The following is a 14,865-nucleotide window of genomic DNA, read 5'->3' as shown; positions in this document are numbered from 1 at the left end:
GGATTTTGTTAAATTTGTTATCTGAGGAAGGTTGAGATACAGTCATCACGAATACAATTTCATAATCGTAAATAAAAATAATGGGATTATTTAAAAGAAACCCTTTTGGACATATACTTTTTGTAAAAAAATGGCTCATTCGCATCCTCGGTGCGATGACCCACAGACGTTTTAGAGGGTTTAACGAGTTACAAATTGAAGGTTCTGAGGTCATCAAAAACCTACCGGACACCAATGTTTTGTTCATTTCCAATCATCAAACCTATTTTGCCGATGTGGTGGCCATGTTTCATGTATTCAATGCGAGTTTGAGCAATCGGGACGATAATATCAAAAATATTGGCTATCTGTGGAATCCAAAACTGAACATATACTATGTTGCGGCCAAAGAGACGATGAAGGATGGCCTCCTGCCAAAAATATTGGCCTATGTGGGGTCCATCAGCATCGAACGTACCTGGAGATCAGAAGGAAAGGAAATCAACCGTCAGGTTAAAATGAGTGATATTACGGCAATTTCCAAGGCCCTGGATGATGGTTGGGTAATTACTTTTCCACAAGGTACAACGACGCCTTTTAAACCCATCAGAAAGGGAACGGCACACATCATCAAACGTTATAAACCTATTGTTGTTCCTATAGTTATTGACGGTTTTAGACGTTCCTTTGATAAAAAGGGCATCCGCATCAAGAAGAAAAACATACTTCAGTCCATGGAAATTAAAAAACCATTGGACATCGATTATGAAAATGAAACTATTGATCAGATTGTTGAGAAGATAGAATATGCCATTGAGCAACATCCGTCGTTTCTGAAAGTCATTCCGCAGGAAGAAATTATGGCGCAAGAAGAACTCCACAAGCTAAGAAAATGGAGAGTGCCAGATTAAAAATCAAGAATTAGGACTCCATCTCCAGTTTTTTCAACTCTCTATAATTCCTGTTGAGTTTTCTTAACAACAAGCCGTAGATCAGCCAATAGAAGAATAGCAATATGCCAACAAAAACAGCAAGAACTCCAGCCACAATCAATATAGTTTTTGCGTAGAACATAAAGACTTCACCATTGGCAGCCGCAGCTTGCGTTTTTTGGATCAAGGCTGTGTCTTGGTCAAATTCAATATATAATACTACCATGGCGGACACGACCATAAATACTAAATTAAAAATCACATAGTTTTTAACCGTTCTTCGTGTTCTTAGGATATTCTCCATGAGTATTTTGGCGCTGTCAGTTACCGAAATACGTCTGAAGTTTTTGTAAAATAAATAGAAAAAATACGCTAAGATTACGTACCCTATAACCGTTAAGGGTATAAGTAAGTAGTCAGAGTCCATTTTATCAAAATGTTGGGCGTTCTTCGTGTCCTTTAAAAAGAAGGAGAGACCTGTCCAGAGGGCAAACTCCAAGAGACTGATGATGAAGATCCATTTGACAATTGAAGATGATCGTTTTAAGATCATTTTATAAATATCATTGGCCGAAACATGAGGGTACTCGGTATCCTGCTGTTTCCAATGTTTTTTTAATAGTTCTAATTCATCCATATAATTACGGATTAAGTATTGTTTTTAGTTTGTTTTTAATCCTATTCATCTTCACTCGTGCATTGACCTCACTAATTCCTAAGGTTTCACTAATTTCCCGGTAATCCTTCTCTTCCAAATAAAGAAAGACAAGCGCTTTTTCGATATCATTCAATTGATGGACGGCTTGATAAAGTAATTTCAATTGTTGCTCCTCAGTGTCATCATATTCTTCCGCCTTGATCTTAAACTGAAACGTTTCCAGTTCGTACGTATTGACCGTGCGCTTAGATTTTCGGTATAAGGTGATGGCTGTATTTAAGCCAACACGATACATCCAGGTGCTGAATTTTGCATCGCCGCGAAACTTAGGATAGGCTTTCCATAGCTGAATGGTGATCTCCTGAAACAAATCATTGTGTGCTTCCCGATGGTTTGTATAAAGCCTACAAACTTTGTGCACAATGTTTTGATGCTCCTCAAGCAACGCGACAAAACTATGTTCTAATTCTTTGTCCAAATCTGGTGGTTAGTTACAGTGTTAGTAGAGAAAAGATGGCGATTGTTACAAAAAATGGAAGTTATTTCTAAAAAACAATAGACCGTATTTAGTGTTAAATAATGACTTTATATTTGAGTGCGTTAAAAGCTGATTTATAGATCATTGATTTATAACTATAGAGTATGCCTATGATTGTTTTAGGAGTCCCATAACGATAAAGAACTGAGCCAAAGCGTAAGAAAACATGATGCTGATGCTCGAAAAACTTAAGGGCATGTAAAATTTATTCAAAGCTAAAATGCTATCAGAAATCACGAACAATATAGCACCTAAAAACACCAAAACGAAACTTATTTTTGAAACTTTTACTTGTCTTAAAAATGCCATAATGGCCATCAATAAAATAACAATGATATAAAAAATGACCGGAATCAACATCTCACCCAAGCTATTTTTGAGCAGATAAAAAAGTCCGATCGCATACATTATCAAAACCACAATTAAACCTATGGGTTTGATTTTCGAATTTCTTCGCGTCCAAAATACCACGATATAAAACACGTGCGCCAATAAAAAGGACGCCAATCCGAACATGAAAAATTTTGGCGACAGGTCAACGAACATTAGAAACACATCGCCCATTAAGGAAAAGACAAGTGCTATTAAGGTCATGACTTTAGTTTTCGGGGTGAGTTTATTACTGTTGAAATAGAAATAGACAATTAAAGCAGTGAGCAAAGAAGGTTTTGTAAAATAGTGCCATGCTGACAAACTTTCGACGCTGCCGCAGATGAGCTCTGCAATAAGAAGCAGGATAAACAGAATGGTAAATTGTTGTTCGGTTTTGGTCAGCATCGGTTGGATTTTGCACCTAAGATACTAAAATGACGGAAATATCAACTTCATAATCAAAAAGTCAATTCGTCCTTAAATTATGACAGTTCGGAACTAAGGAATTTCCAATCCGTTTGATTTAATCCACATTTGTACCATCAACCAACCCGCACGTACCAACCTCCAAAACGGATTCATTCGGACAGGAAAAGGCACACTTGGGTACGACAACGAATATTATGAAAACACTAATCTCTTTTTTCTTCTTTTTTACAATTATAAACAATTTTGGACAAGCCACAATTTCTGGAAAAGTTACTGATCAAAAAGGTGTAGCTATTGAAGGAGCCAATGTGTATATCGAAGGCTCTTATGATGGTGGCACAACAGATGCCTTCGGGGTATTTTCTTTTTCCACGAGCGAAACTGGGACACAAACCCTCGTGGTTTCTTTTCTTTCCTTCGAAACCTTTAAAAAACGAGCTGAGGTCAAAACAATGACGGATTTGCACATTAAACTTCGTGAAGATGTCAATACCTTGGATGCCGTAGTGCTTTCAGCAGGCACTTTTGAAGCTGGTGACAACGGTAAGGTTTCTGTATTAAAACCTCTGGATGTGGTGACTACTGCGAGTGCCTTGGGAGATTTTGTGGGTGCCTTGCAAACCTTGCCTGGAACAACAACCGTTGCGGAAGATGGACGCTTATTTGTACGTGGCGGGGAAGCCGAGGAAACACAGATTTTTATTGATGGTATTAGGGTGTTTACCCCATATGGCTCAACAACAAATAATATACCGACCCGCGGGCGCTATTCGCCTTTTTTGTTTGATGGCATTACATTTTCCACTGGTGGTTATTCGGCTGAATATGGGCAGGCACTCTCTAGCGTCTTGTTGCTCAATACCATTGATGAAGCAGATCAGAACAAAACCGATATCGGCTTCATGACTTTAGGGGGGACGCTTGGCAATACCCAAAAATGGGCAAAAAGCTCGCTGAGCGTGAATGCCTCTTATATCAATTTGGCACCCTATAACGCTTTGTTTCCTGATCGAAATGACTGGGAAAAACCTGTTGAATCGGCATCTGGTGAAGCTGTATATAGAGGACATTTTGATAGTGGACTGTTAAAATTATACACGGCCTTTGATGCCTCCAATTTCGAACTGACCCAAGAGGACATCAATTATGCCGAAGGCTTCCATTTTAAATTGAACAACAAGAATCTATACTTCAATGGTTCTTATCGAGGGATGTTGACCGATGTATGGTCCATTTTTGGTGGTTTGAGCTATACACATGGCCAAACAGATGTTGGAATTATGGATAAAGATATTGAGGATACTGAAAATTCGTACCACGCCAAATTGAAATTGAAACGCCGATTCAGCAATCGGTTGAAATTAAATTTTGGTGCCGAATATTTTTCAACCCATTTTAATGAGAACTATCAAGATGATAGGATAGCGTCAATTCATTACGGATTTATGAATGATATTGCGGCCGTCTTCGCAGAAGCAGATGTTATTTTCTCAAAAAAATTGGCCATGAAAGCCGGTTTAAGAATGGATTATAATCAATTATTCAAAGCTTCTGAGATTGCGCCGCGATTATCCTTAGCATATAAAACATCAAAAAGAAGCCAGGTGTCTTTGGCTTATGGTAACTATTATCAAAATCCTAACAATGACATTTTGAAACTTGATCAAGCACTCCAACCGCAAAATACCACTCATTATATCTTCAATTATCAATACAACGCTGAGGGACGTATTTTTAGAGCTGAGGCCTATTACAAAGATTACAGACACTTGGTAAAATACGATTCAGAGTTTATCGATTTTGCTACCAATTTTGACAATTCAGGTAGTGGTTATGCCAAAGGCATCGACCTGTTTTGGCGCGATAATAAAAATATCAAGAATGTGGATTATTGGATAAGTTATTCTTTTTTGGATACGGAAAGAGACTATAAACATTATCCGTATGCCGCAAAACCGAGTTTTGTCAATACCCACAATCTTTCTGTGGTGGGCAAATATTGGATAGACCATTGGAGAAGTCAAGTAGGTTTCAGTTATGCATTTGCTACTGGTAGAAACTATACGGATCCCAATATCGATGGATTTTTAAATGCCAAAACGAAATCCTATAATAATCTGAGCCTCAATTGGGCGTATTTATTGAGCCCGCAAAAGATACTTTATTTTTCTGTAAACAATGTATTGGGTTTTAAAAATGTCAATGGCTATCAATATTCCAATACGCCGGATCTAAATGGTGTTTATTCAAGAAGAGCCTTGCTGCCAGCGGCGGATCAGTTCTTCTTTGTGGGCTTCTTTTGGACCATAAGCGATAAGGGCACGGATAATCAATTGGATAATTTGTGATTAATTGAATTTGGATTAAAGTGCGTTGATTAAGGCGTCATGAATAGATTTCATGTCCTTGAAATTCCTGACCGGATCAGTGCTATTCCATACACTTTCCCTTAAAGTTAGGCCTTTGAATCCTAAATCGAAGGCTTTTTGTAGGTTGCTTGTATCAAAACCATCCACGGCATAGATCAGTTTATCGACATCGCTGACCTGGATTTGACTTCTTTCAGAGTTGGGTTGATGTCCTGAGGAAAATATTGGACCTAAGAGATGGTAATCAAATTCAAAGTCGTTATCTATTAATTCGTTTAATTCATGAAATGAAGAACTGATGGTTTTCCCGAAAAGCTGGAAGTTTTTAAAATAGCGAGTAGGCACATCAATATATCTTCTTCTTTTTTCATCTTCGAAGTGGATTCCTTGTAAATCAAAGTCATTCGTCAATTCATGAAAATCGTGGACTACAATTCTATGGTGATAGGTTGTGTCTATCTCATTTATAAAAGTAGCATGTTCTTGATAGTTTTTATGGGGTTTACTTAAATGATAACACTCTAAACCAGCCTTGAATAACTGATTCAGAATTGGTGTTTCGTTTTCTATATCTTTTTGAGGTGCTATCAGTACAATCATATTTCATTGATGGTATTTACATCTGTTTTATGCCAATTGGGACTTTTCGCCCATAACTTTCGATAGCTGCAAATATCTTCAAAGATATTCGAAAATAAGCAAGAGGAGTTGCTCATTCCTGATTTCAGGGAACAAATGGCGCGAAAATTTCCGTAGAATTGATTAGGGTTAAAGCTTTTATTTATTGGAACACCTTTCTTTTTAAAAAATAAAGAAATTGCGTAAAATCTCTTTATTATGAAAACAGCATATCAAAAATGTATCGAAGCCTGTCAAAAATGTTTGGTTGATTGTCAAAATTGCCTTGTTGAAATGGCAGGAATGAAAAGTATGAATGACTGCCCAAAATGTTGTGTAGAATGTATTGATGCGTGTTTGGTGTCCATAAAAATGATGGCGGCAGATAGTGAGTATGCAGCAGAATACTGTAAGCTATGCGCAGAAATTTGCGATTGGTGTGCGGAGCAATGTTCACAACACGATCACGAACACTGTCAGAAATGCGCGGAATCTTGCAGAAAATGTGCGGAAGAATGCCGTCAAATGGCTGCATAATTCTAACTTAATTTTTATAATTGATCCATGGCAATACTCGGTAATATAATTAAAGGATTTATTGATGTTAAAGACTCTTTGTCTTCAGAAAAGAATCCTATTGAAGAGCAGCAAGACGTTTTAAAAAAGCTTCTAACCAAAGCCAAGGATACGGCTTTTGGCAAGCATTATGATTTTGAATCCATTTTGGAATCTGACGATATGGCAATTGCTTTTTCAGACAAGGTGCCCTATTTTGATTATAATAAAATTCAAGAAGAGTGGTGGTATCGACTCCAAGATGGCGAAGAGGATGTCACCTGGCCAGGGCATCCTAAGTATTTTGCTTTAAGTTCTGGAACGACCGGAAAATCGAGTAAACGTATTCCTGTTACTGATGATATGATTGACGCCATCAAAAGTACGGGGATTCAACAAGTATTTGCGTTGAGTAATTTTGATTTTCCGGCTGATTTTTTTGAAAAGGAAATCATGATGTTGGGCAGCTCTACAGAGTTAAAAGAGAACAATGACCATTTGGAAGGTGAAATCAGTGGGATTAGTGCGAGCAAAATTCCCTTTTGGTTCCGTCCTTATTATAAGCCGGGTGAAGAAATTTCTAAAATTGACGACTGGGATGCCCGTGTACAACGGATTGCCGAAAATGCCAAAAACTGGGATATTGGAGCCTTGAGTGGGATCCCGTCGTGGATTGAGCTCATGCTTCAAAAAGTAATCAGTCATCACAAGTTAAACCATATCCATGAGATATGGCCAAATCTTCAAGTGTTTACCTCAGGTGGTGTTGCCTTCGGACCTTATGAAAAAAGTTTCAACGCCTTAATGGGGCATCCTATTACAATCATCGACACTTATTTAGCGTCGGAAGGCTTTGTAGCTTTCCAATCAAGACCGGAGACGGATGCCATGAAACTGGTTACGGATGAGGGCGCTTACTTTGAATTCGTTCCTTTTAGACCGGAATTTATTAAAGAGGATGGCTCATTGGTAGAAGATGCCCCGTCCATTACTTTGAAAGATGTGGAATTAAACCAGGATTATGTGTTGTTAATGAGCACGGTCAGTGGTGCTTGGCGTTATGAAATAGGCGACACTATTATGTTCACCGATGTGGAACGGGCGGAAATAAAAATTACGGGACGCACCAAGTTTTTCTTGAACACCGTTGGATCGCAATTATCGGTCAATAAAATGGATGATGCGATGAAGCATCTTGAGTCGGAATTTTCTACAAAAATCCCAGAATATACCATTTGTGCAAAACGAGGAGAGGATAATGAATTTTATCACTGTTGGTATATCGGAACAGAAGATAATCTTGATGAAAAGCAAATTGAGGAAAGCTTGGACAATTTTTTAAAGCAAGCCAATAAAAACTATAGAGTGGCCAGAAGTAAAGCCCTAAAAGGAGTTAAGGTGGCCTTGGTGAACCCTTCCGTATTTCACGAATGGAGTGGTGCCAATAAGAAAAAGGGAGGCCAGGTGAAAATGGAACGGGTCATGAAGGAAGAGAAATTTAAGGAATGGGAAGCCTTTGTTACTGAGCAATAATATCAGCTTCCATATTTCTTTTTTTGATCATTTCCATGATTTCTTCTGGTGATAAATAATACTTTTTTATACGCAGTTTATAGGCATCGTGTATTTCGGCATTGTTTAGGATAAAATCCTTAGTTTTTAATATATATTCTTCCATATTGTGTCGTATCGCATAAGTGTCTGCCGCACGTTCAGCTTCTACAATATGTGTGTCAGAAAGAAGGTATTTAATTCCGAACCAAATGAGGTTGAGTTTACTTCTATTGGAGTAGTCCATTACATGGCCCAGTTCATGGCCTATCCAACCGATTAAAATATCCGAAGGAATATGTTTGGTCAAGAATTTTTTATCCGAAATTTTGAATGTTTCACTAATAAGAACGACATATCGCCTGTTTTTGCGTGATCTAAAAAAGCTCCCAAACGTTGGTCTGGCCTGCATGGTCGATTTTTTTATGTTCCTTTTAAATCTGAATTCTATGTGTGTTTCTCTGAGTTCAGGATAATATTCTAAAGCTTTATTAATTTCTACTGAAATGGAATCAGGAATAATGTGCTGGGCATTCATGGATGTACTAAGAGTTATGATTAAGAAAAATAGATATTTCATAATTTACAACTCATAAAATACATTTATTTAAACAAAAAAACACCCCGTTTTGGGTTTATTTAACGAAAAACGCATTAGAGTCAACTATTGTTTTTTTCGAGCTAACAAAGCCATTGACATTACATGGATATGTGGTATTAAATACGGTTATTTGCTCATTGATAAAAAATGATTTTTTGCCTCAAAATTGAAAAAGAACGGTTTATTTTAGCCGTTTTTTTTTATTTAAAACCATCTTTAAGGGGTATCAAAAGCATTCGAAACAGTTCAGGTAGTGGCCTTCAAAGTCAACGTCTTCTGAGCCTTTTAACGGTACTGTAGGATAAGGTTTTTCAATTAAGATACGATGAAATTCCTTGGCATAATTTTGAAGTTGGTCTCTTCTGTTTTTAAGTTTCTTTTCTATTTCCAAGCCATTCAACTCGTAGATTTGTGACGGCCATTGCCGTACCGCATTTTCTATTGCTTGGTCTGACAATAAGTTTTGCAGAAGCTGTGCTTCTTCAACAAAAACACTGGCCGCTGTGTTTTTTAGGAAATAGACATCAAAATCGTGGATCAAGCCTGGCAAATAATCAATGTCATCAATAAAAGGTCGCACTTCAGGGGTGACATTTTTATTGGCAATAATACTCGGAATGATGCCGCCGACATTAAAAAAGGCATTGTCTCTATCGGCAGGTAGCGGAATGGCAATCTGGCCGTTTTGCTCATTTTTAATCACCCAGCCCCATTGTTTGGCATGTCTGTCCCAATCACCAATAATTAGATCAAATAGCCGTGCTCTTACCAAGGCATGTTCATCTATCCTAAGTGAGTCACCGCGTTCTAATTTGAGTTCTTGTAGGTCGTCAGTTTCAATAATGGTGCTGACGTTTTCGATAGACGTCCAATTGGTTTTGCTTTCAGTTTCATGTTCAAAAAGGAAGAGCTTGTTGCCGTAATTTTCATTATATTCCTTTAAAGTCTCTTGCTTCGGAATGAAATAAACTTTAGGAGAGGTGTGTAGGATGTTTGCAGCATCTGCCAACAATGCAACAACCGTTGCTGCATATGGATGTTGAGCGGAAATTCCATCTATAATGATATTTTCCAGGCCCAAGGTTTTTGCGAATTTGGGAACCAAGGGGCCAGGTGTTTTATTGATGCTTCTTAGTGCGTATTTATTTCCAATGCTATCTTGAAGTTTTAAGGATTTGGTTTGGTTGCCACCGCCTTCTTTTATAATGGTTAGACCACCTAATAGTGTGTCTAAAAATACTACAGGTACTTTTATGGGTGTTGCCCAAGCTTCCCGATAATGCTCTCCTTGCATCAGTTTTTTCAAATCATTGGCCTCATATAAGGTACTTGCTGAAACGATGAGCGAATCGTAATCCTTAAAATTGATCGAATTGACATTGTCAAGAGTGACAATCTTTGAGGTCTCATAATTTTCGGGTGTACTGTTTAAGGACCAATACAGGAGGATAATAAAAAGAACAAGTACGGCTCCAATGGTTATGAGGATTTTTTTCATGTTACGTTCCTTATTAATAGAATTTGAGGATGTCTGGCCAATTCACTTGCTTTTATTGAGATAGGAAAAAGTATATAAATTTATTTTTGTTTGTTTGGACGCCATTTAATATTACAGCCAATACTTGGTTTTTGGTCCTGTGAGATTGGCATATTATGAAGTAGGGCATTGAGGGCATTGGCTAAATCTTCTCCCGTTACTGGGACGTCATTTCCAGGTCTCGAATCGTCAAGTTGACCTCTGTAAACTAATTCCAAGTGACTGTCAAAAACATAAAAGTCTGGGGTGCACGCAGCATTATAGGCTTTGGCTACCTCTTGGGTTTGATCAAATAAATAGGGAAATATATAGCCTTCATCAATGGCCCTCTTTTTCATGAATTCAGGCCCGTCCTGTGGGTAGTTTTCAATGTCGTTACTTGAAATAGCCACAAAATTGATGCCCTTGGACTTAAAGTCTTTGGCCAATTGTACCAATTTTGAATTGACATGGATTACAAATGGGCAATGGTTGCAAATAAACATGATGACGGTTCCCTTTAGACCTTTGCAATCATCAAGAGTGAGCTTTTTGCCACTCACGGTATCCAACAGATTGAAATCGTGCGCTTTCGTTCCTAAAGGCAACATGTTTGATGGGGTCTCAGCCATAATTTTTATTTTTTTTATCTTGCGAATGAGTTTAAGTTTGACTAAATTTTGAGCATGGAAAAGATAGTGACTTTTGAGGAGTTCACCAAAGTTGATTTACGCATAGGAACTATTATTGAGGTCAATGATTTTCCGGAGGCAAGAAACCCTGCCTATCAATTGGTTATTGATTTTGGCCCCTTGGGTATTAAAAAATCTTCTGCACAAATTACCACGATATATTCCAAGAAGGATTTATTGAACAGACAGGTTGTAGCTGTCGTCAATTTTCCGAAAAAGCAAATTGCCAAATTTATGAGCGAGTGTTTAGTTATGGGAGCCGTTAAGGATAGTGATGTGTTTTTATTACAACCAGAAATTTTGGTTAAAAATGGCTCATCCGTAGCTTAAACTGTAGAACAATTGAAGGGAAATGGCAAATTGAAATTGTTATGGTTGCATGGGATGAGAGCTTACCTCAGATTGGCTTTGTTTTTTTATTATAAAAAAATCGAGTGCAATTATGAAAAACCACTGACTCCTAACCAACCGACGCTTTTTTTAGGGAACCACCAAAACGGTTTGATGGATCCGCTTCTTATGGCCACCAAAAAAGGACAATTTTCTTATTTCTTAACACGGGCCAGTGTTTTCCAAAAACCTTGGATCAGTAAATTCTTGAAGAGCCTCATGATGTTGCCCGTGTATCGGGTTAGAGATGGTTGGGATAGTTTGTCGAATAACAAGGCAATTTTTAAAACCTGTTCGCAATTGCTTTATGAAAATAACGCCATCATGCTTTTCCCCGAAGGGAGCCATAATATAAAGCGTCAAGTGAGGACATTGAGTAAAGGTTTCACTCGAATCATTGCCGAAACTTTGATTGACCATCCGGATATTGAGATCAATTTGGTACCTGTAGGTTTTAATTATAGACGCCCTGACGAATTTGCTGACCATGTGATCCTAAACTTTGGAAAACCATTGCCATCAAAAAACTACAAGGCACCACATTCCCATGCTACAGTATTACGATTGAAGCAAGATGTATTTGATGCTTTAACAAAACTTACCACACATGTTGATGGCGATGATTATTATGCCCAACTGCAAAAGTTAGAAGACTTAAATGCGGATTTTCTAAAACCTGAAGCGGTCAATCAATGTGTGGCAACTCAGTTTGAAGACTGCCAAGTGGAATTAAAACAAAAGAAAAATCCCATAAAAGTCGTTGCTAAAATGGGATTGTGTATTTCTCTTTTTCTGCCTTACGCTATCTGGAAACTCATTATAGAATCGAAAATTAAGGAGCCAGAATTCACTTCTACTTTTCGCTTCGCCGTAGTCATAAGTTTGGTGCCTATTTTTATGTTGGTCACGGCAGTCATCTTATGGTTTAACGTTGGAGTTCTTTATGCGCTTTTATATCTTTCCTTGGTTATTGTTTTGGATCTGTTAGCCGTTAAATTATAATTCTTCTCTAAAAAATATAGCATTCATCATTAATTTATTCGTTCCAAACCAAAATGCCCTGAAATTGGTGTTGTCAGTAAAAGCAACCACTTTGCCACGTTTCATACGTTGCATTTGGTACGGCACTGTAAGGGCCAAACTGTCTAAATTGGATTTGGAGACATAGCCACTCAACAGTGGGTTTTTAGTGTATTGAATAGGGTTGTTATAACTCTGTTTATCTGGATTGACAAATAGGGTGGAATTCCTAAACAAAGGAAGTGTCTCATTTTTGTAACCAAAATTAATAGGATGGGAGCGGTCTAATTTTGCTTCAAAAATCGAACCTCCAATTACTTGTGCACCACTGTAATCGCGACGCTGTTCAAAAGTTATGTTTTTGGCGACACGTTCGGATTTTTTAATATCCAATTTCATGAATTTATTGGTGTTCAACCAACGTAAGGTGTTTTTAAACCCAATGAGTGTTCCGCCATTTTCAACCCAGGTTGCCAATTTTTCAGTGTTACTTTTGTCGAGATTGCCACTTGGCATGATGATGGTATTGTATCGACTTAAATCTATACGGCCTAAATTGTCAGTGTCCAATTTGGTCAAGATCATGTCATAGCGTTGATCCAAAAGATGCCAGATTTCTCCTGCATCATAAGATGAAATACCATTGCCAACAATCAGTGCCACTTTAGGTAGGGTTAAGGGTCTGAACTCATTGCTCCCTAAGTTGACACCTTCAGTTAAACCTGTTGAGATGGCATCTATTTGCACATGGCTTTCTTTAGCCAATTCATTCAGAAACTGATAAAGTTCATCGGCATTTTTTGATTGGTTTTGAACGGGAATCATGATGGTGCCATAATCATAACTTTTGTCCTTGGTGCCAAATTGCTTCATTGCCACCTTGGCTCTTAAGTCGTTCTTTAATAGTTGGTAAAGGACTTTTGGAGTGTAATACTCATGCCACTCCATGACATAGGCATAATCACTTTTTGCGGATACATTTCCGGGTTTCATTTTTAAATCCAAAACCTGTTCCCCTACATGCGTGGACGGAACACCTTCAGCGTAATCTAAGTTAAAGGCCAAGGGCAAGGTCCAGGCAGAAACATCATAAAACAAGCTGTCTTGAAAGGTGGTGCGCTTTTCAAACATGGCGTTGATCAATCGCGTGTTTTTCTGGTTTTTTGGAACGACATAACTGTAGCCTTTTTTGAAATGTTTGCCGTTTATCGTTGCATCGTCCTTAAGTTCATATATTTCTATTTGATGCCTTCTTAGAATTTCGGCCAATTCATAGGTTTTGGCGGCATCCTTAGAATCTCCAAAAACGATGTTTTTTCCTTTTTCCTTGTTTCCTTCACCTCGTGCATTTTTGAAAAAATCATGCTGGTATCTTAAAATATCTTCACGCATATGGTACCCGGCATCCAACGTCGATAAGGCTGCAGTAAACTGATTTCTGATGGTAAACGGGAAAGTTAATAGACCATTGTCACTTTCCTGAATATGGCCTCTTGAGCTGGCCTGTTCAAAAAGAATACCGATGCTTCCATTAATGTCAGGAAAGGTAGAACCTTTTCCGTAATAGAAATCGTCAAAACTTTCCTTGGTATAATAAAATGACCCAATTTTATCAAAGGCTTTTGCATGATAATTGCCAATTCGTTCCGTCAATTCCTGATTCAATTGTGGGGTTAGAGGGTGTGTTCTACTCGGGATTCCCGGTTGAAAGAAAAATGTGCTATTGGTACCCATTTCATGATGGTCCGTCAGGATATTGGGCAACCATTTATGGAAAGTTTCCAATCTTACTCTTGATTCTGGCAATTGAACGGGCAACCAATCTCTGTTCATGTCAAACCAATAGTGGTTGGTTCTACCTCTTGGCCAGACTTCATTATATTCACGATCGTTTGGATCAGGGTTCAGGTTTTTACTTTTATTGGAATTTGCCCAAAAAGCGAAACGCTGTAACCCATCAGGATTGAATGAAGGATCAAAAAGCACGATCATTTTGTCAAGCATGTCTTTAACTTCGCTACTTTCTGCGGCAGCGAGATAATAGGCTACTAAAAGTGCGGCATTAGATCCACTAGGCTCATTGCCATGAATGGAAAAACCTTGGTTGACCACAATGGGCATATTGCTAATGTCCACAGATGAATTATCTTCAGTGGCCGCAATATGTTGCTGGCGGATGGCGTCAATATTTTGATGGTTTTTTGCTGAAGTAATGGTGAGTAACACTAAAGGCCTCCCTTCATAGGTAGTACCTCTATTTTCAAGAGTGATCCTATCTGAACTTGCAGCCAGGGCTTTCATGTATTCCACCAATTTATCGTGAGTGATGTGCCACTCACCAACTTCATGGCCTATAACGGACTGTGGAGTAGGAATCGATTTGTCGTAAGTCGTGTTTTGTGGTAGATAATAGGATAGGTCAGTTTGCTTTTGTCCAAAAATAAGACAGGATGTCAAAAGACACAAGGTGAATAGGAATCTCATTCTCATAAGTATTTTAGTTAAACTATAAATATAAAAAGAGGTCGTCTAAAAAGTAATTTTTAGACGATTTTCTTTTTGGTTAAGTTTAACTTTGTATGATAGTTTAATATACTAGGTTAAAATAGCGTCAATAAAAAATTGAAAAAGTTGGCTTATATGGT

Annotated in this window: 14 protein-coding genes; 6 read left to right on the top strand and 8 right to left on the bottom strand. The window is 38.0% G+C overall.

What is annotated here, in order from left to right; genetic code table 11:
* Positions 1-80: 80 nt before the first annotated feature.
* Positions 81-890 (top strand): lysophospholipid acyltransferase family protein, encoded by an 810-nt coding sequence (locus tag G6N06_RS02125; RefSeq protein WP_163514415.1) that lies wholly within the window; start codon positions 81-83, stop codon positions 888-890.
* A 10-nt stretch (positions 891-900) separates the two neighbouring features.
* On the opposite strand, the gene G6N06_RS02120 is transcribed toward G6N06_RS02125, so the two are convergent.
* From G6N06_RS02120 to G6N06_RS02110, 3 genes are all read right to left on the bottom strand, one after another.
* A complete protein-coding gene (locus tag G6N06_RS02120) occupies positions 901-1,548 on the bottom strand; it encodes a DUF8845 family protein (RefSeq protein WP_163514414.1) in 648 nt (215 codons plus the stop codon).
* Between the two features lie 4 nt (positions 1,549-1,552).
* Entirely contained in the window at positions 1,553-2,047 is a 495-nt protein-coding gene (locus G6N06_RS02115; protein WP_163514413.1) for an RNA polymerase sigma factor, read from the bottom strand.
* A gap of 168 nt (positions 2,048-2,215) precedes the next feature.
* On the bottom strand, positions 2,216-2,884 hold the full coding sequence (locus G6N06_RS02110) for a lysoplasmalogenase (RefSeq protein WP_163514412.1): 669 nt from the start codon (positions 2,882-2,884) through the stop codon (positions 2,216-2,218).
* Between the two features lie 218 nt (positions 2,885-3,102).
* Here G6N06_RS02110 and G6N06_RS02105 point away from each other — a divergent pair, with 218 nt between their 5' ends.
* Positions 3,103-5,256 carry a TonB-dependent receptor gene (locus G6N06_RS02105; protein ID WP_163514411.1) on the top strand — a complete coding sequence of 718 codons (2,154 nt, stop codon included), beginning with the start codon at positions 3,103-3,105 and terminating at the stop codon, positions 5,254-5,256.
* A gap of 15 nt (positions 5,257-5,271) precedes the next feature.
* Here the strand turns inward: G6N06_RS02105 and G6N06_RS02100 are convergent, their stop codons facing one another.
* Complete coding sequence (locus G6N06_RS02100) at positions 5,272-5,877, bottom strand: beta/alpha barrel domain-containing protein (RefSeq protein ID WP_163514410.1); 606 nt, start codon at positions 5,875-5,877, stop codon at positions 5,272-5,274.
* A gap of 237 nt (positions 5,878-6,114) precedes the next feature.
* Between G6N06_RS02100 and G6N06_RS02095 the strand changes: the two genes are divergently transcribed.
* Complete coding sequence (locus G6N06_RS02095) at positions 6,115-6,432, top strand: four-helix bundle copper-binding protein (RefSeq protein WP_163514409.1); 318 nt, start codon at positions 6,115-6,117, stop codon at positions 6,430-6,432.
* Positions 6,433-6,459: 27 nt separating this feature from the next.
* Positions 6,460-7,983, top strand: a complete 1,524-nt coding sequence (locus tag G6N06_RS02090) for a GH3 family acyl-acid amido synthetase (protein ID WP_163514408.1) — start codon at positions 6,460-6,462, stop codon at positions 7,981-7,983.
* Here G6N06_RS02090 and G6N06_RS02085 read toward each other — a convergent pair.
* The 3 genes from G6N06_RS02085 to G6N06_RS02075 all read right to left on the bottom strand — a co-directional run bounded on the left by G6N06_RS02085 (position 7,970) and on the right by G6N06_RS02075 (position 10,750).
* The gene (locus G6N06_RS02085) at positions 7,970-8,581 is read right to left on the bottom strand and encodes a hypothetical protein (RefSeq protein WP_163514407.1); all 612 of its coding nucleotides are present in this window, start codon (positions 8,579-8,581) and stop codon (positions 7,970-7,972) included. The genes G6N06_RS02090 and G6N06_RS02085 overlap by 14 nt on opposite strands.
* Before the next feature lie 247 nt (positions 8,582-8,828).
* On the bottom strand, positions 8,829-10,100 hold the full coding sequence (locus G6N06_RS02080) for a hypothetical protein (RefSeq protein WP_163514406.1): 1,272 nt from the start codon (positions 10,098-10,100) through the stop codon (positions 8,829-8,831).
* An 80-nt stretch (positions 10,101-10,180) separates the two neighbouring features.
* A complete protein-coding gene (locus tag G6N06_RS02075; RefSeq protein ID WP_163514405.1) occupies positions 10,181-10,750 on the bottom strand; it encodes a thioredoxin family protein in 570 nt (189 codons plus the stop codon).
* Positions 10,751-10,804: 54 nt separating this feature from the next.
* Here G6N06_RS02075 and G6N06_RS02070 point away from each other — a divergent pair, with 54 nt between their 5' ends.
* Positions 10,805-11,140, top strand: a complete 336-nt coding sequence (locus G6N06_RS02070) for a tRNA-binding protein (RefSeq protein WP_163514404.1) — start codon at positions 10,805-10,807, stop codon at positions 11,138-11,140.
* A 12-nt stretch (positions 11,141-11,152) separates the two neighbouring features.
* The gene (locus G6N06_RS02065) at positions 11,153-12,202 is read left to right on the top strand and encodes a 1-acyl-sn-glycerol-3-phosphate acyltransferase (RefSeq protein WP_240337942.1); all 1,050 of its coding nucleotides are present in this window, start codon (positions 11,153-11,155) and stop codon (positions 12,200-12,202) included.
* On the opposite strand, the gene G6N06_RS02060 is transcribed toward G6N06_RS02065, so the two are convergent.
* Positions 12,197-14,704, bottom strand: coding sequence for a M14 family metallopeptidase (locus G6N06_RS02060; RefSeq protein ID WP_163514403.1), 2,508 nt, complete (start codon positions 14,702-14,704; stop codon positions 12,197-12,199). The two genes, G6N06_RS02065 and G6N06_RS02060, sit on opposite strands and share 6 nt — an antisense overlap.
* Positions 14,705-14,865: the final 161 nt, after the last annotated feature.

It is taken from the genome of Gelidibacter japonicus, assembly GCF_010725055.1.
GTDB lineage: Bacteria > Bacteroidota > Bacteroidia > Flavobacteriales > Flavobacteriaceae > Gelidibacter > Gelidibacter japonicus.
Note: the sequence above shows the minus strand (reverse complement) of the source record. Positions and strands in the feature narration are given on the sequence as shown.

Coding starts and splice junctions, on each gene's coding strand:
- G6N06_RS02100 (WP_163514410.1), bottom strand. CDS start 5,877: ATGATTGTACTGATAGCACCTCAAAAAGATATAGAAAACGAAACACCA.
- G6N06_RS02105 (WP_163514411.1), top strand. CDS start 3,103: ATGAAAACACTAATCTCTTTTTTCTTCTTTTTTACAATTATAAACAAT.
- G6N06_RS02095 (WP_163514409.1), top strand. CDS start 6,115: ATGAAAACAGCATATCAAAAATGTATCGAAGCCTGTCAAAAATGTTTG.
- G6N06_RS02080 (WP_163514406.1), bottom strand. CDS start 10,100: ATGAAAAAAATCCTCATAACCATTGGAGCCGTACTTGTTCTTTTTATT.
- G6N06_RS02120 (WP_163514414.1), bottom strand. CDS start 1,548: ATGGATGAATTAGAACTATTAAAAAAACATTGGAAACAGCAGGATACC.
- G6N06_RS02110 (WP_163514412.1), bottom strand. CDS start 2,884: ATGCTGACCAAAACCGAACAACAATTTACCATTCTGTTTATCCTGCTT.
- G6N06_RS02070 (WP_163514404.1), top strand. CDS start 10,805: ATGGAAAAGATAGTGACTTTTGAGGAGTTCACCAAAGTTGATTTACGC.
- G6N06_RS02125 (WP_163514415.1), top strand. CDS start 81: ATGGGATTATTTAAAAGAAACCCTTTTGGACATATACTTTTTGTAAAA.
- G6N06_RS02085 (WP_163514407.1), bottom strand. CDS start 8,581: ATGAAATATCTATTTTTCTTAATCATAACTCTTAGTACATCCATGAAT.
- G6N06_RS02060 (WP_163514403.1), bottom strand. CDS start 14,704: ATGAGATTCCTATTCACCTTGTGTCTTTTGACATCCTGTCTTATTTTT.
- G6N06_RS02075 (WP_163514405.1), bottom strand. CDS start 10,750: ATGGCTGAGACCCCATCAAACATGTTGCCTTTAGGAACGAAAGCGCAC.
- G6N06_RS02090 (WP_163514408.1), top strand. CDS start 6,460: ATGGCAATACTCGGTAATATAATTAAAGGATTTATTGATGTTAAAGAC.